11 protein-coding genes and 1 pseudogene are annotated in these 17,649 nt (G+C 34.9%); 1 reads left to right on the top strand and 11 read right to left on the bottom strand.

All coding sequences use genetic code 11. From position 1 onward, the window contains the following. Positions 1-42: 42 nt before the first annotated feature. The 4 genes from ABH961_RS14830 to ABH961_RS14815 form a co-directional block, all read right to left on the bottom strand. Positions 43-3,405, bottom strand: coding sequence for a tubulin-like doman-containing protein (locus ABH961_RS14830; RefSeq protein WP_098068974.1), 3,363 nt, complete (start codon positions 3,403-3,405; stop codon positions 43-45). A 73-nt stretch (positions 3,406-3,478) separates the two neighbouring features. Next, positions 3,479-5,578 (bottom strand): vWA domain-containing protein, encoded by a 2,100-nt coding sequence (locus ABH961_RS14825; RefSeq protein WP_098078833.1) that lies wholly within the window; start codon positions 5,576-5,578, stop codon positions 3,479-3,481. Between the two features lie 256 nt (positions 5,579-5,834). Continuing rightward, positions 5,835-6,173, bottom strand: a complete 339-nt coding sequence (locus ABH961_RS14820) for a VOC family protein (protein WP_098077944.1) — start codon at positions 6,171-6,173, stop codon at positions 5,835-5,837. 168 nt (positions 6,174-6,341) lie between these two features. Beyond that, positions 6,342-6,677, bottom strand: a complete 336-nt coding sequence (locus tag ABH961_RS14815) for a hypothetical protein (protein ID WP_088064493.1) — start codon at positions 6,675-6,677, stop codon at positions 6,342-6,344. Positions 6,678-6,812: 135 nt separating this feature from the next. Between ABH961_RS14815 and ABH961_RS14810 the strand changes: the two genes are divergently transcribed. Continuing rightward, a complete protein-coding gene (locus ABH961_RS14810; protein ID WP_098706651.1) occupies positions 6,813-7,181 on the top strand; it encodes a hypothetical protein in 369 nt (122 codons plus the stop codon). Between the two features lie 40 nt (positions 7,182-7,221). Here ABH961_RS14810 and ABH961_RS14805 read toward each other — a convergent pair whose 3' ends face one another. The 7 genes and pseudogenes from ABH961_RS14805 to ABH961_RS14775 all read right to left on the bottom strand — a co-directional run bounded on the left by ABH961_RS14805 (position 7,222) and on the right by ABH961_RS14775 (position 17,637). After that, entirely contained in the window at positions 7,222-7,941 is a 720-nt protein-coding gene (locus ABH961_RS14805) for a class I SAM-dependent methyltransferase (protein ID WP_098077941.1), read from the bottom strand. Positions 7,942-8,089: 148 nt separating this feature from the next. After that, on the bottom strand, positions 8,090-9,796 hold the full coding sequence (locus ABH961_RS14800) for a peptide ABC transporter substrate-binding protein (protein WP_048544017.1): 1,707 nt from the start codon (positions 9,794-9,796) through the stop codon (positions 8,090-8,092). 304 nt (positions 9,797-10,100) lie between these two features. After that, positions 10,101-11,807: a peptide ABC transporter substrate-binding protein gene (locus ABH961_RS14795; RefSeq protein WP_098079620.1), complete on the bottom strand. Its 1,707-nt coding sequence runs from the start codon at positions 11,805-11,807 to the stop codon at positions 10,101-10,103. A gap of 339 nt (positions 11,808-12,146) precedes the next feature. Beyond that, on the bottom strand, positions 12,147-13,859 hold the full coding sequence (locus tag ABH961_RS14790) for a peptide ABC transporter substrate-binding protein (protein WP_098079622.1): 1,713 nt from the start codon (positions 13,857-13,859) through the stop codon (positions 12,147-12,149). Positions 13,860-14,207: 348 nt separating this feature from the next. After that, positions 14,208-15,426 (bottom strand): annotated as a pseudogene (locus tag ABH961_RS14785) (dicarboxylate/amino acid:cation symporter). Positions 15,427-15,582: 156 nt separating this feature from the next. Next, positions 15,583-16,620 carry an LCP family protein gene (locus ABH961_RS14780; RefSeq protein ID WP_098630860.1) on the bottom strand — a complete coding sequence of 346 codons (1,038 nt, stop codon included), beginning with the start codon at positions 16,618-16,620 and terminating at the stop codon, positions 15,583-15,585. A gap of 18 nt (positions 16,621-16,638) precedes the next feature. Further along, the gene (locus ABH961_RS14775; protein ID WP_048544025.1) at positions 16,639-17,637 is read right to left on the bottom strand and encodes a hypothetical protein; all 999 of its coding nucleotides are present in this window, start codon (positions 17,635-17,637) and stop codon (positions 16,639-16,641) included. Positions 17,638-17,649 lie beyond the last annotated feature (12 nt).

Below are 17,649 nucleotides of genomic sequence, written 5' to 3'. Positions count from 1 at the left end.
CTAAAGTTGTATTGCCACTTTTAAGGATTCCCTTTTCATTCATTATACATTCGTTTTTGGCGTTTCTTCTTCATCATGAACGCTTAATAAATTTTGCCACTTTTTATAAGGAGCACTATTTGGATCTACATAACCTTTCGCGTACGAACGATCCCACAATTGTTTAATAAACATTTCTTTCTCTTTCTTTGCAACCATATCGGCACCTGTACCGTAATAGTTTTGGAAATATAACTCAATTTCGTCAAGGAATAATCTTAATAATTCATCAGAAGTTTCTTCTAACGTTGGATCATATTTCGCTTCACGGTCATACATTAAAATCATATCTAAAATATTATGGACATGCTCTTTACGAAGCCATCTAATATCTTGAGCACCTAATACGAACGGATGTGTATATAAATGTCCGCCCTGTATCATAGCTTTTTCTTGTTCTTCTTCAAATCTGGACAAGATGTTTTCATAAATAAACGGATTATGAAGCAATGCTCTGTGTAATTTATAACTTTCACTTGAAATATTTTTTCCCATCGACTGAATTAAGAAGCTACGTCCAACACCGTTATATTGATACACGAACTGGCCATCAACAGCAACTAAACTAATCCAACGATACATATACGCGTATAGAAGAGCGCGATTACATTTATCGTAATCCAACTTCGTTTGCGTTGCATTTAAGTCTGGCATGAAAGCTGGCAAGTGCCAATATTTATCTAAATGCGGCGTTAAACTAGATTTTTTACTATTCAACTTGTTCACACGGCGATAGTAAGACTGAAAATAATCACCTTTATCATTCATAAATCCATTTGCAATATGTCCTGACGACAGCTTAGGAAAGTCTTGTAGTGATAAACCGTAATGCGCACGATAACAAATGACTTCAAATGGCGAAAAAGCTTCATGTACTGTATCTTTTTCTTTAAACATTTCTTGAATTAATTCCTCTTGCAATTCTTTCTTTAAAGATGGATGTATACCCCAATATTGTAATTCCCTATGATGGGAAACTTTCGGAACGAATGGACTTGCTAAATGGAATAAGTCTTCAATTTTTTCACGGACGTATTCATCACGATCACGCTTCTTATAATCCGCCTCTTTTCGTAACGCCTCAACGATATTCAGCTCTAATTTATCACGATAGCGTATTTGTAATTCATCGTAGCAATAACTTAGTATGTGCTCACGATAAAAATCTTCTACTTTTTTCGATTGAATCTCTTCTGTTTTTGCATCCCGGCAATATTCCCCGTATAAACTCATATAAATTTCCGCAGATATATCTTTCGGTAACACTCCCAAATTTAAATGTTGCTGCATATCTTGCCATATCTTTTCTTGCAATTTCTCTTCAGCTAATACGTATACATTCGTTGGGTTTGTTTTCCCTTCAAATTCCTTGCTTCGTTTTTGAATTTCGAACAATAAATTTTCACGTGTTTCGTATAAATTATCAAAAAACCTTTCCCAATATTGAATCATTTTATTAACCGCTTGATATAGCGATTGATAAACGAGTTCTAATAGCATTTCTTTACGATACTCGTTTAATTTGTGTACGTACTGCGTTACAATATCTTCAAATTCTTTTTTAAATAAACGCTGCTGATTATTAATCATTTTTCCAAACCAGCCTTGTTGCTGCGCGATTTCTACCCGGCGAACAGCTGTTACCGTTCCATCAATATTACTCACATTAAATTTCTTATCGTAGTTTTGAATTAAATTGCGCTTTTGTTCATTATTTTCATGTAGTCGATTCATTTTCTCGACTAACTGCTTTCGAATTTCATACAACATAAAACGAGCTGATACTGGATGAACAGGATCCGTTTTCTTTAAAAACCATGTATTTAATTGATAGGACTGCCCTTCAGAACCACTTGGTGCAAAACGGTCTGATTCAATCATGTCATACAATAGTGTCGTTACATGCTCATGTACGCGGCTCGGAATCGCATACGCATATAAACGAACCGCATGATCCACCCTTGCTACTTCACCTTTCATTTGCTCCATCATTTTCAGTTTAGCAGCCGAAATTTTACACTCGTGCTGCAGTCGGTTTAATTCCTCATCTTTTTGCACCGTACGCTGTACATAACTTTCTACAGCCTCTAAAAACAGTTTAGATTTCGCAACACCGACCTTACCGCCCTCTGCTCCTTCACGCGTTTCATTGTACATTTGTCTATAAAAAATATGAGCCTGTTCTGGACGGGTAGCAAGATGTTCTAAGTCTTCTAAATAACTTTTCCCACGCTCTGGCTTTTCACGTTGCATCCCGCGTTTGACGTCTTGGTCATATCTTTGCTTCTTTTCTTGAAACAGTTGATCTAAATGCAGCCAAGACTCATCTAAACCTTGCACAGCCCATTTTAAAGCACAATATTTTAACACGTGCTCATACGGATAAATAATCTTTGCCGTTCCTGCCCCGCAATATCGTCCTTTCCCACTTGATTCTGCTAATTGCTGAATTTGATTATCTTCCTGTGCAAAATGATTTGCAGACATCGGACTAAATAACTGTAAATAAATCGTATTTGCCATTTGCTCCATATAATCTGATAAATTGTGCAGATGGTGTCCATGTAGATTTTCGTAATCGTATAGGAAACAATAATTGTATGGTAAATGATGTTGTTTAATCGTATGATTCGTTCTTCCGTCTTCATCTACTTGATCAGGTCGATATTCTAATTCAATCGTCACACCGCCACGTTTTGATAATTCTCCAGTGGAACCGAGTGTAATGGCATGTAATTCTTTTAACGAGGCATAGCCGTTTGCTTGCACCGTTTCAAACTCTTTCGCACTAACCGTTCTCGTCTTAACTAAAACATCCGGCATTAAAAACGCACCACGTATTAAAATGTTGTGATGCTGCAGTTTTTTCCGAAGCATTTCACGTAAATATAATGCAATTTGTAGAAACATCCCTGAACCTGTTCCGCCCGCTAGTGATGTTACGATAATGACACGCACTCCATATTCCGTTTGATCGCTTGTAACCGGAAAAATCTTCTCGATTTCTTGCCAAAAGGATGTCAATTTATCTTCTTTCATCGCAGCAAGTAACGCTAAACGGGAAATGACGCGTAACTGTCCTGCCCCTTCTGTCAGTGGTTTATCAAGTATAGTCGGGTCCATCGGAAACCACTCTGGAATCGTTGGATCTCCTGCAATATACTCTCTTGGCGTTTTACTAGAACTCGTTTGCGTCTTAAACTTTCGAATATGATCAAATTTACTCAATGTATTCACATCTGTATCAAATACGTGCATTGCTACCTTTTTTCGGCGCTCCTCAGGTAGCCTTTCATATATTTGATGTGTCACAGTACTACCGATTCCACCTAAACCAATTAATATCGTTGGAACTTGTAACGTCATGTGAACCACCTTCCTATTCTTGCTTGTTTGAAAAGAGGGGAGAAAGATAAGACTCCCTCCTTTTCCCTATCTACTATTCACACTCATATTTGTAAATTTCTTTACCATACCCTCTATCAATTACTAAAAGTTCATTTGGATATAACGTCTTATGTTCCATTCCAACCTCATCTTCTGTTATAAACATCCCATCAATAATCATTCCTACTACTTGTGACTCTTTCGCTACAAATATTGATTTCGATCCTTTCTTTGCTATAAACGTAACGGATTGCACAGTCTTTCTTTCTGCCCTAAACGGAATGCCAAAATAATGTTTCCACCATTTATTTTTAAGTAATTCTGGCTCAGATTGATATAACCAATCTTTCGCTACCTCTTGATCCCATTCGTAATACAATAGTGCTTTTCGGTGAAATCTTGGACGAACAATCCATCCTAAAACGATTATTCCTACTACTAACAATAATAAAGTGATAGGAATAACAAACTTAAAAATAAGCGCATATTTTTCATAGAACGGTGCGTTTTGAATATGAAGTGATATATTTTTCTTTACTTCTTGTAATTTTGAATCTTGCACTACGATGGTAGCTTCTACGGTGCCGGTATCTGTAAAATTGAATGTGTCGGAGTAATGGGGGCGAGGATAAATATAAATTTGATTATCCTGTTGTTTTATTTCATAGTTGATTGATTGTTTAGATGTGACACCAGTAGATTTTAATAGTTTCTTTACAGCTTCTTCTGTCATCGGCTTACCATCTAACTGTGGTTGTATAATAAACGGTTTACTATTCTCTAAATTCGTTACTTTTTCCTCATAATCTTTCGTAATAGTTTGCAATGATAATTTTGGTTTTTCAGTTACTTCGATTTTAAATTCCTTCGTCTGTCTGTAAAACCCCTTTATGTTCATATGAACTTTCCCGCGCACTAACCCTTTATCGATCTTCGTTTCGTAGTAAAATACATGTTTTTTATCGTTCCACTTCATCGGATACTGTTTTCCGTCTATTTCTACTTCTGACTGAAAATATGAAGACTGAATTGGTAATTCCGTAGGCTTCGCTTCAATAACAGCAGTAACACCTTCGTACATTTTCTCCACATTTTTTTGACTACTATCGTCTTTGTCATAAGTAGAAACAGTATAGTTAAGCGCCGGTTCAACTAGTACTTGTAATCCTTCTTTCTCAATATCTCGATCCACTTCTATCGTATACGTTCCTGGTTTAATAACTTCCTGATTTTCCGTACTTATATGAACTATATTTCCGAATAATTTCGCTTCTCCTGGTGCATGTATGGAATAAGAAGATTGTAATTGTAACGGTTTAGAAATTTGTGTGACCTGATAATTAGACAAAGAAGGCGATTGCCGTACAAGCGTCATACGCTTTAACGGGAATGGTGTTGTAATCTCTACTTTCTTTCCTACTACTTTCGTTTTTACAATCGATTCAACCGAGGAGAACGGATCACGATTTGCAACTAATGCTGCCACTTGATTGACGCTTTTTACAATACCATCCTCTCCACTAGATGGCATCGTAACGCCATTTATCTCTTTCTTCCATATTTCTTTAAACGTATTTAGTTGTGCCTTTTCTTGCTGCCCTAAATCCTCTTCCATCGTAATTAAAATTGGATGTAAAGATATCTTTTTTGCATCCATTTCTTTCTTAAACTGTGCTAGCTTCTTTGTAATTTGTTCTTTTCCGCCAATCTTATCTTTCTCTAAATCATTAAATGCCCCGTCAGTTAAGACAATAAGCCAAAATTCACGTTTTCCATCTATATCTGCTTCCTTTTTTATAGATTGCATCGCCGTCTCTACTGCGCTAAACGGAGTATTTAAATACGTTTTCCATGCTCCAATTCCCTCAATTTCTGTTTGTCTCTTATCCTTCGTTAACGAAATGTTTAATGGATCATTCGGCTTGCTCATTGGAACATAAGAGAATTTATCTTTTTCATCTAATAGCGCAACTAAACTTTGCAAAGCATAATTGGCATATTTCCAGCGATCGTTATTTCTCATGCTGCCCGAATCATCATATACAAGTGAAACGACCCTTTCCTTTGCCTCCTCTCCTTTTGCAAAAGTCCAAAAAGGATGTAACCATATAAATAGAAACAACATGAATGTGGCACAAATTCGAATTTTCATGATGAGGCTTCGCCACCTTTGTAGACAAATTCCTATGTTTAAATTTATGAGAGGATACAAGATATATGACTTGTATTTCAGGACAACAAGCGCACCATAACTTTATTATGTAAACAGTTATATAATAAAGTTATGATTCCTTCTAGCATTTTCTATCCGATAATATAAGTAAAAAAAGCCTGTTTAAGCTCTACACTTAAACAGACTTTTCCTACTTTTTATATTGAAAACAAGCATCAAAAAGTTTGATTTTAAATTAACACATCACTTCAATTGTAAATCCACCAGGTGCTTCCACATAAAACGTATACGCATGTGCATGCTTAGGAGGTTCGACCAAAAAGCCATCCTCCTTCAATCTTTGATTCATCTTATTTACTTGTTCTTCACTTTCTTGAGGAAACCCTACATGAAATGTTTGTGGATAATGTACGTCTTTCCCTTTCATTAATGTTAATATAAACCCATCATTATCACGCAAAACTGCAAAGCCATTTCCCCTTGTTCCGCTACAAGTTAAACCAAAATATTTTTCTAAAAACTCTCTAGTAGCTACTACATCTGAAACTGTTAAATTAAGATGTTTAATTTTCAAACCGCCACCTTCTTTCTTAATTTTCTAACATTTTACCACATAAAGTGAAGGCTATTACAGGTAGTTAATCCCCTACCTAACTTCTTTGCTTCCGCTGAATTTTGAGGTGGGGGTCTTGCTGCCCACAAATAGCGGGACAAATAAAAAACACGCCTTTCACAGCGTGTTTCATTGCTTCACATACACTTCAACAACCGGATTTTCTTTATTATCCGCATGCAAGCGTAAATTCTCTTCACTTGTACTATAAATACTAGCTAATAACATAATCGTTAACACATTAGGCGTTTTTGCATCGCTTCCGTATTTTCTTTCAAGTGCTTCCTTGTATTCAAACTCCAAATCCCCCTGCACGTATGTATACACTTCAAAGCCATCTTCTAAATTGCAAACTACTGTATCAATTATATCTGCCCCTACTTGCTTCTTCATTTCTTCTCGCAATGCTTCAATAAATTCTTCCCACGGTACTTCGTATGTCTGAAACTGATCTGTAGATTTCATGCCTTTTTCCTCCTTATATATCCTTCTCCTATATTTCCCCTTTCCTATAACAATTATGATAGATAGGACATTCGTACAAGCCGCACTTGTCCCCCTTACATATCGTATTACTGTAATGGGGAAGGAGGAAAAAACATGCATAGACAAAAATGTTACGATACGTGCCAACGTTATTTCGGTAAAGTCGTTCGAATTGAAGATCGTGATGGTCGCATTCATTTAGGCAAAATAATTGATGTGACAAACAGCTCTGTATGGATTGAACCAGTGCAACAGCGCTCATCTTTTGATACAGGATTTGGATACTATGACGCATATGCAAACGGTGGCTGTGACCTTTGTGGGGGCCTTAGCAGATGTGATAGTTGCGGATTTGGTTGTGGTGGTGGATTCAGCGGCTGTGGATGTGGCGGTCGTGGTTGCGGTAGTTGTGGTGGCTGGGGCGTTGAACTCGGATTTGGTTTCATCTTCGGAATTACATTAGCTGCACTATTTTTCATTTAACATAGTAAAGAGTTGACTAGCTTTAGTCAACTCTCTTTCTTTATTTTTCACATATAAAAATACGATGTCCTAAAATATGTTGGTACATAAGTCGTACATTTTCATGCTGTACCCATGCCTCATATAATTCATTTGGAATATGCGAGGATACATTCCATTCTGGCTCTTCTATATAGCCCGAGATTGTTTCTGCAATTGTACCACCGCCAGCAATTGTAATTCTTTTAAAATTTGCTTTCTGAAATAATTGTACCCATTCACTCTCAGTTAATAGTTCTTTCATCCCGTATAACTGGGCAATCTTTTCTTCCTCACTCTTCTCAATGTGCCTATCAATAATCATTTCAATGACAACAAGCTTGCCCTCCTTCTGTAATACACGATAGCACTCCGAGATAACCCTTTCTTTCTCTGTAAAAGCGAGTATCGATTCTCCGAGTACGAACTCAAATGAATCATGCAAACAAGGTAATTGCTCTACACTTCCTTCAATTAATTGAATATCTATTCCTTCAAACGACCATCTATCTTTCGCCTTTTGAATCATAATCTCATTCTTTTCAACCGCCGTTACTTTATAACCACATTCTTTTGTCATATATGCCGCTGTTTTCCCCGTACCGCACCCTATCTCAAGGACATTCGCTCCAAATCTAAAAGGTAGTTGCTCCAACAATTGTTTTGTTAACGTAAAACCACCAGGATGAGCACTTCCTATTCCGTAATAAGCTAGGAAATCGATGTAAGTATTTCGTTCCATGGGATTCTCCCTTTTTTATTTTATATATTCGGGGAAGAAATAAAAGTGCATAGAAAAAGCATTTTCAATCGCTCTAATACCGCAACTTGAAAATGCTTTTTCTTTTATCCTGCTATTTGCTGGGCAGCCTAATTAAAGTTTCACTTTATTATTTCTCTTCAATATATGCCCATTTGAAGCTATATTCCGGACTAATATTATGTTTCACAATTCCCTTTATATTTGGTTTCATAACATATGATTTAGCACTTTGATATAAAGGTACAAGCGCTACATCTTCCTCAAGTAACAATTTCTCTGCCTTCCCTAACTCTGTCCAACGTTTTTTTGCATCAGCCATCCATTCTGTCTTACTTTTAGTAATAATGTCATCATATTTTGAATCTGAGTAGCTCATCTGGTTCTGAGAATTTGTCGTTTCAAACATATCAAGATACGTCATTGGATCCGCGTAATCTGGATTCCAGCCACCATATGAAAAATCATAATCTTGGTCTGATTCTAATTTTAGCTTTTGCTTAAATGGTTGCAGTTTAATATTTACTGTCACGCCTTTTAGATTTTTTTCAACTTGATCTTTTACATACTCCCCAACTTTTTTCGCATTACCAGTATCATAATTTAACAGTTCAATTGTTACTTGATCTTTTCCAAGTTCTTTTTTCGCTTCTTCCCAAGCTGCTGCTGCCTTTTTAGTGTCTTGTTTTAAACCATTCTTGAACGTTTCTGCGAAATCTTTACCATCTGGTCCACTCGCTAAACCTTTTGGTACTAAGTAATCCACTGGTTTTGAACCATCATTTAAAATGACATTCGCTAAAGCTTTCTTATCAATGGATAATGCAATTGCTTCACGTAGTTTTTTGCTCTTTAACGGTGTATCTTGCCCACCACGCTTTTGATTTAAACGTAAGTAAAACGTACTTGTTTCCGAATATGCGCCAAACTCCTCTTTATTATTTCTATACTTATCAACAAACTCTCCTGATAAAAGTGCGAAATCAATTGCACCTGTATCATACAAATTTACTCTAGTAGCTGGTTCTTTTACTACACTATAGTTAATTTCTTCTAGTTTTACAGTCTTTTTGTCCCAATACTGATCATTTTTCTTTAATTTCCAGCCTTGCTCATGTTTCCAATCAGTAAGAACGAACGGTCCGTTATATACTGTTGTATCAGACTCTAAACCGAATTTATTCCCTTTTTCTTTTACAAACTTTTCATTTAATGGATAGTATGACGCAAATGCCATTAAGTTCAAGAAATATGGTACTGGTCTTTCTAATTCCACTTCAAGCGTATAATCATCTACCGCTTTTACACCTAATGTAGAAACTTCTGCTTTTCCTTGATTAATTGTTTCTGCATTTTTAATATAGTAAGCAATAAATGCATACTCAGCAGCTGTTTTTGGATCTACTAGACGTTGCCATGCAAATACGAAATCTTTCGCTGTTACTGGATCACCATTTGACCATTTTGCATCTTTCCGTAATTTAAATGTATATTTTTTACCATCCTCGCTTTTTGTGCTAGATTCTGCTACAGCTGGGATTGGCTTATTATCTTTATCAAGACGATATAAACCTTCCATCGTATTCCCTAAAATTTGTGCGCCAAGTGTATCTGTACTTTTTGAAGTATCCATCGTCGGAATTTCATTCGTTTCAGTACGATTTAACACTTGCTTTGCCGCATATTTAATATCAGATTTCTTCTCTTCTCCACCATTATTAGATGTCGTTGTCGTTTTCTTCTCCCCACCAGAAGATCCAGAACAAGCTGTTAACGCCATACTCATCGCTAAAACTGGCGCTACAACCGCCGTGAGCTTTTTCATCTTTTTCTTCATTCTTGTACCCTCCCCAATTATATGTACGAAACTAACTTTGAGAGATTTCCAATTTAAATTATCAGAAAATTATTACTAATTATCATTCTACTAATTTTTCACGATTTGTAAAGTATTTTTAAAGAATATTCGTAATAATTAATTTATTTAAATCAATAACAATCTATTACTACTATACGAATTCTCCCCCATCTACTATATGTAAGTACCACTTTTCTTATTCTTCTCTATTTATTTAAATTTAATTGAATAGTAAAAGAGCGTTTAAAAAATAAATAATATATTTTTCAAACGCTCTTTTTTCTTATTTCCCTTCCGTTACATACGCCCACTTAAAGCTATATTCTGGACTGATGTTATGTTTCACAATTCCTTTAACATTCGGTTTCATTACATACGCTCTTCCTGTTTGATATAAAGGAACTAGCCCAGCATCTTCTTCAAGGAATAGTTTTTCAGCTTTTCCTAACGTTTCCCAACGTTTCTTCGCATCACCCATTAATTCATTACCTGCTTTTGATACCATATCATCATATTTGGCATTTGAATAACTCATTTGGTTATATGGGCTCTTAGATTCAAACATATCAATAAATGTCATTGGATCCGCATAGTCTGGACTCCAACCTGCATAAGAAATTTCATAATCTTGTGCAGTCTCTAATTTTAATTTTTGCTTAAACGGCTGAATTTTTGTATTAATTGTTACACCTTTTAAATTTTTCTCAATTTGATCTTTAACATAATCAGCAATCTTTTTCGCAGTTCCATCATCATAACTTAGTAATTCAATTGTAACTTGATCTTTTCCAAGTTCTTTTTTCGCTGCTTCCCACGCTGCTGCACCTTTTTTCGGATCATATTTCAGACCATTTTTAAATGTATCTTGGAAATCTTTACCGTCTGGTCCTGTCGCAAGTCCTTTTGGTACTAATTGATCTGTTGCTTTTGAACCATTATTTAAAATAACATTTGCTAAACCTTTTTTATCAACTGATAATGCGATTGCTTCACGAAGTTTTTTGCTCTTTAACGGCGTATCTTGTCCGTTACGCTTTTGATTTAAACGTAAGAAGAATGTACTTGATTCTGCATACTCGCCATATTCTTCTTTGTTCGATTTATATTTATCTACAAACTCTCCTGATAGTAGTGTGAAATCAATTGATCCTGTATCATATAAGTTTACTTTCGTCGCAACTTCTTTTACTACACTATAGTTAATTTCATCTAATTTCACAGTCTTCTTATCCCAATACTTATCATTTTTCTTTAGCTGCCATCCTTGTTCATGTTTCCATGAAGACATCACGAACGGCCCGTTATACACCGTTGTATCTGCTTCTAAACCGTACTTATCGCCTTTTTCTTTTACGAATTTTTCATTTAACGGATAGTATGACGGGAATGCTAGTAAATTTAAGAAGTATGGTACTGGCTTTTCTAATTCTACTTCTAGCGTATAATCATCTACCGCTTTTGCTCCTAAATCTGTAAGAGGTTTTTCACCTTTATTAATTGCTTCTGCATTTTTAATATAGTAAGCAATAAACGCATATTCTGCAGCAGTATTTTTATCGAGTAAGCGTTGCCATCCGTATACGAAATCTTTCGCTGTTACAGGGTCACCGTTCGACCATTTTGCATCTTTACGTAATTTGAATGTATATTTTTTGCCATCCTCGCTTTTCGTACTAGATTCTGCAGCAGCAGGAATTGGCTTATTATCTTTATCAAGACGGTATAATCCTTCCATCGTGTTTCCTAAAATTTGCGCCCCTAGCGTATCAGTAGATTTAGACGTATCCATCGTCGGAATTTCCTGTTGTTCTGTACGATTTAACACTTGTTTTGCTGCGTATTTAATTTCGGATTTGTTCTCTTCCCCACCACCACTAGACGTCGTACTTGATTTCTTCTCCCCACCAGATCCAGAACACGCTGTCAACGCCATACTCATCGCTAAAACTGGCGCTACAACCGCCGTGAACTTTTTCATCTTTTTCTTCATTTTTGTACCCTCCCCAATTATATGTACGAAACTAGATTTGAGTAATTTCCTAATAATTAGTTATCAGAAAATTCTTATTAATTAATATTCTACTATTTTTTCTGGTTTTGTAAAGTTATTTTTAAAATATTCTAAAAATTATTCTTTTCACAATAGAAACCTTATATTCATTACTTTTTACATTTAATCTCATAATAAAAAGCATTCCAAAAGTAAAGAATCTACCTTTGGAATGCTCTATTATTTTATCCTTCTATTGTGGACAGCGAGATTCTCAATGCAAGAATAAGATAAGGAACTTGCATATATCCACTTAAAGATAAAACCACTATTTAAAAATTATTTTCCATCTTTTTCAGTCATGTATGCCCACTTGAAGCTATACTCTGGGCTAATGTTATGGTGAACGATGCCTTTTGCATTTGGTTTTTGAACGTATGCATCACCACGTTGGTATAAAGGTACAAGTGCTACATCTTGCTCAAGAAGTAATTTCTCAGCTTTTCCGAGCTCTTCCCAACGTTTCTTCGCGTCACCCATTAATTCTCCACCAGCTTTTTTAATCATATCATCATATTTTGAATCAGCGAAGCTCATTTGGTTATGAGAATGATTAGACTGGAACATATCTAAGAATGTCATTGGGTCAGCGTAGTCAGGTCCCCAACCAGCAAATGATATATCATAGTCTTGCTCTGTTTCTAATTTCAGCTTTTGTTTGAATGGCTGAAGTTTAATATTAACAGTTACACCTTTTAAGTTTTTCTCAATTTGATCTTTTACATATTCCCCAACTTTTTTCGCATTACCAGTGTCATAGTTTAATAGCTCAATTGTAACTTGGTCTTTCCCAAGCTCTTTTTTCGCTTCATTCCATGCAGCTGCTGCTTTTTTCGCATCTGGTTTAATACCATTTTTAAATGTTTCTTGGAAGTCTTTACCGTCTGGTCCAGTTGCTAATCCTTTCGGTACTAAGAAGTCCGCAGGCTTAGATCCATCATTTAAAATAACGTTTGATAAATTCTTTTTATCGATTGATAATGCGATTGCTTCACGTAATTTTTGGCTCTTTAACGGTGTATCTTGTCCACCACGTTTTTGATTCATACGTAAGAAGTAAGTACTTACTTGTGAGTATGAACCAAACTCTTCTTTATTGTTTCTATACTTATCAACGAATTCACCTGTTAATAGCGCGAAATCAATTGCATTTGTATCATATAAGTTTACTCTTGTAGCTACTTCTTTTACTACACTATAATTGATTTCATCTAGTTTTACAGTCTTTTTATCCCAATATTGATCGTTTTTCTTTAGTTTCCAGCCTTGCTCATGTTTCCAATCAGTAAGAACGAACGGTCCGTTATATACTGTTGTATCAGACTCTAAACCGTATTTATCTCCTTTTTCTTTTACGAACTTCTCATTTAACGGATAGTATGATGGGAATGCTACTAAGTTTAAGAAGTATGGTACTGCTTGTTCTAATTCAACTTCTAAAGTAAGGTCATCTACTGCCTTTACTCCTAGTTCAGTTACAGGTTTTTCCCCTTTATTAACCGCTTCTGCATTTTTAATTGGGAATGCAATGAATGCATACTCAGCAGCTGTTTTTGGATCTAATAAACGTTGCCATGCATATACGAAATCTTTCGCTGTTACTGGATCACCATTTGACCATTTTGCATCTTTACGTAATTTGAATGTATATTTTTTACCATCCTCACTCTTCGTGCTTGACTCTGCCGCAGCTGGGATTGGTTTGTTATCTTTATCTAATCGATATAAACCTTCCATTGTGTTCCCTAAAATTTGAGAACCTAATGTATCAGTATTTTTAGAAGTATCCATTGTTGGAATCTCATTTGTTTCTGTACGATTTAGCACTTGTTTCGCTGCTAATTTTTCTTCTGATTTGCTATCTCCGCCAGAGCTAGAATTTGTGCTTGTTTTCTTATCTCCGCCTGATGTAGAACATGCTGTCAATGCCATACTCATTGCTAAAACTGGTGCTACAACTGCTGTTAGTTTTTTGATTTTTTTCTTTTTCACTTTCTGTACCCTCCCTAATTCTTAACGCTCTCATTTAAGAATTTTCTGATAATTCTGTTTTTCTTTATATATTTATCAGAAGATTCTTATTAACTATTATTCTACTAATTTTTTGAGTTTTGTAAAGTGTTATTATTGAAAATTTTTAAAAAATTATTTTTTTACAGTAATATTCATAAAAATTCCATAATCTTTCGAAACACTATATCTCATTGAATTCTATGTATTGATTTAATAACCTTTATATCCCTCCACTATAAAACACTTGTAAATTATTGTTAATAAATAATGTATATCGTAACAAACCTCTTTTCTACAAAAATAAAAAAGTCAGCTTTGCTGACTTTTTTATCCGACCATTTTCTCTTTTTTCATTTCCTCTATTACTCTCGTATACTTCTCTTCATCAAATTCATTTTCACTTTTTGCAACAACTACAGTCGCAATACCGTTACCAATTAAATTGACGATAGCACGTGCTTCTGACATGAAACGATCTACATCAAGTAATAGCGCTAACCCTTCTAACGGGATAACATTCATTGCAGATAAAGTAGATGCTAGTACTATAAAACCTCCACCTGTTACTGCTGCTGCCCCTTTAGATGTAACTAATAAAATAGCTATTATAGTTAATTGTTGACCTAGTGAAAGATCGACGTGAAAAACTTGAGCTAAAAATATAGTTGCCATCGATAAATAAATCGTCGTTCCATCTAAATTAAAAGAGTAACCTGTCGGAATGACTAAACCTACTACTGGCTTAGAACACCCGAAGTCTTCCATCTTTGTCATCATTCGCGGCAGTACTGATTCTGATGATGATGTCCCTAGAACAATAAGTAATTCTTCTTTAATATGTGCTAAATATTTCCACAAGCTAAATTTGTACAGTTTACAAATAAAATTTAAAACAATAAAAACGAATAATGCCATTGTCGTATACACAAATCATTAGTTTAACAAGTGGTATTAACGTACTTAAACCATATTTACCAATTGTAAACGCCATTCCACCGAATGCTCCAACTGGTGCTAACTTCATAACAATAGATAAAATATTAAAAAATACTTTCGATAATCTTTCAAAAAAGTCGATAACAGGTTGTCCATTTTTCCCGAGCATCGTTAACCCTGCACCGAATAAAATGGAGAAGAACAGAACTTGTAAAATATCACCTTTTGCAAATGCTTCAAACATGTTAGACGGCACAATATGTAAAAAGAAATCCATCCACTGCATTTCTTGCCCGCTTTGTACATATTGTGAAACATCTCCGCCCTTTAGTTTCGAAGGATCTAATCCATCTCCGGGACGTACAACATTCGCTACGATGATACCAATAAGTAAAGCCGCTGTTGTAACGATTTCAAAATATAATAGTGCCTTCCCACCAACACGACCTACCTTTTTCATACTTCCCATACTTGCAATACCAAGCACAATCGTTAAAAAGATTATCGGTGCAATAACCATTTTAATCATATTGATGAATGTTTCACCAATTGGCTTCTTCTCTTGTCCAACACTAGGCCAAATTGCCCCTACTGCAATACCACAAATAATTGCTAATGATGTATTTTATGTAATATCCCCCCTGGTATTTAACTTAAATCACATCATTATGTTATACTATCATCCATAACTTGAAAATAGTATATAATATTTGAATTTAAATGTCATACTATTAAACGTAATAAAAAAGCAGACATTATGCCTGCTTCAATTCTCTTCAATCTGCTTTTCACTTAATCCTAGATGTGTTCTAAGCGTATTACTCAAACTCTGTAGATCTTTTTTATTAGGGTTATAATAATATACACGTTGTCCATTTGGACCGTTAGGTAAATATAAATCATCACCAGCTAATTGAATCTTTTCAACTGAACCGTTTAATCCGTATTTATAAAAAGATAAAATATCATCCATTACTAAGTTTGTTTTAAAATCACCGTCAACCGCCTCAACCATTTTTTCTAGTTTCGTAATCGAACCTACACTTTTTAATTTACTTAACATCGCTTCAATAACAAGCTGTTGACGCTGACCTCTCATTGCATCACTGTCAATATGACGCGTTCTTGCCAGTGCAAGTGCTTCTTCCCCTGTTAGTTTTTGTAGTCCTTTTTTCAAATGAATTGCGTCAGGCTCATCTTTACTATTTTGCTCCGTAAATTCAACTGGGACATTTACTTCAATCCCATCTAATCCATCAACAATTTTAGTAAATGCATTAAAATTGAACTTCACAAAATAATCAACAGGTACTTGTAACAATTTTTCTACCGCTTCCACTGAAGCTTGCGGTCCTCCATCTTTACCATTTTTAACGAAACCACTTCCATATGCATGCGTTATTTTATCTTTTTTCTTTTCAACTGGAACATATGTATATGTATCACGTGGTATGCTCGTTAACTTCACTGTTTTATCATCTTTATTAAAAGTAGCTAGCAGTAGTGCATCTGTATGAAAAGCACCATTATACTCCTTTTGTCGTTCTTGATTTTCATCAATTCCCATAATTAAAAGTGAAACATTATTTGCAATTGGTTTTACGGTGTTCTCACGTAAATGTGATTTTTCACCACGTGCTAAATTTAAACTAGACTTTTGTACGAGATTAGAAGTTTTCATATACACATAAGCACCATATCCCACTCCGCCAAATAGTAATACTACTAACAATACACTTATTATCATTGTCTTCTTATATTTTCTTTTATTTTTCTTTTCTCTTGAAGAAGAGGTATTCTCCATATATTTCCCCCCCGTTTTCTATTCATCTAATATGTTTTTCAATTTTTCATACTTAGCGCTATCCTTTTGAAATACATTCTCTTTCAATCCTTTATTTATTTGTATCCATTCAGTCGTAATCGAATATTGAATCATACCTTCGTGGAAACTAAGGAACTTTAGCATAATCCCCGTATTTTTCTCTACAACCATTTCAAATTTCCCTCTTAAATCTTCAGATGTACTTACAGGCATTTCTATGTTTATTGTCCCTTCTATTTTGTAGCAATCAAGTCCAAGATACTTCGTTTCTTTATAATTCCAATCTTTATATCGAATTAATAGCTCAGCAAATTCTGATTGCATACTATACTTCGCAAATCCCACATATTCGTCATCATATCGTTTCTTTTCACCTGATTTTCTCAATAATCTTTCCGTAGGATTTAATTTTAATAGTTCATAGTTTCTTTCCTTCGGGCTCCATTTTGTCTCTCTATATGTATACTTCTCATCATCAAATTCTTTTTTCTTGCCCTCGTTATATATAATTGTTCGTTTTTTCGTTAGCTTATCTTCTTTCGAAGAGATACCTCTTTGTTGCTCCGTATCAATCGCATATTTGTATGTTGTAGCAATTCTTGACGAACTAGAATATTCCTCAAATTGTCCTGAAATATTTTTAAAATGATCAATGGAATCCAGCATCTTTTCATGAATCTTTTCTTTATCTGGATAGTTTACGTTCGATTTTATTTCTTCTTCATTTTCATAATCAGAAAACGCCTTTTTCTTTACATATTCAAATACCCCACCATTTTGAGCAAAAATTTGATCAGAAAACTCCGACATAGACACAATGGACAGTGTTAGAACCGCAGCACTTATAGCCATCATATAAACTTTGTAACCTTTCTTTTTTACCGGAAGATTATGTAGTGTACGATTAATCTTTTCATTTAACTCTGGTGGTACTATAACATTCTCTTCTTTTATTCTCTTTTTTATTTTCTCATCAAATAATTTTTCGTTATCCATCCTATACACCCC

The organism is Bacillus sp. RC251, assembly GCF_044908765.1.
Classification (GTDB): domain Bacteria; phylum Bacillota; class Bacilli; order Bacillales; family Bacillaceae_G; genus Bacillus_A; species Bacillus_A wiedmannii.
Note: the sequence above shows the minus strand (reverse complement) of the source record. Positions and strands in the feature narration are given on the sequence as shown.

Bases quoted from the DNA above. Each gene is read 5' to 3' on its own strand.
- ABH961_RS14830 (WP_098068974.1), bottom strand. From the start codon at position 3,405: ATGACGTTACAAGTTCCAACGATATTAATTGGTTTAGGTGGAATCGGT.
- ABH961_RS14825 (WP_098078833.1), bottom strand. From the start codon at position 5,578: ATGAAAATTCGAATTTGTGCCACATTCATGTTGTTTCTATTTATATGG.
- ABH961_RS14815 (WP_088064493.1), bottom strand. From the start codon at position 6,677: ATGAAATCTACAGATCAGTTTCAGACATACGAAGTACCGTGGGAAGAA.
- ABH961_RS14810 (WP_098706651.1), top strand. From the start codon at position 6,813: ATGCATAGACAAAAATGTTACGATACGTGCCAACGTTATTTCGGTAAA.
- ABH961_RS14805 (WP_098077941.1), bottom strand. From the start codon at position 7,941: ATGGAACGAAATACTTACATCGATTTCCTAGCTTATTACGGAATAGGA.
- ABH961_RS14800 (WP_048544017.1), bottom strand. From the start codon at position 9,796: ATGAAGAAAAAGATGAAAAAGCTCACGGCGGTTGTAGCGCCAGTTTTA.
- ABH961_RS14795 (WP_098079620.1), bottom strand. From the start codon at position 11,807: ATGAAGAAAAAGATGAAAAAGTTCACGGCGGTTGTAGCGCCAGTTTTA.
- ABH961_RS14780 (WP_098630860.1), bottom strand. From the start codon at position 16,620: ATGGAGAATACCTCTTCTTCAAGAGAAAAGAAAAATAAAAGAAAATAT.
- ABH961_RS14775 (WP_048544025.1), bottom strand. From the start codon at position 17,637: ATGGATAACGAAAAATTATTTGATGAGAAAATAAAAAAGAGAATAAAA.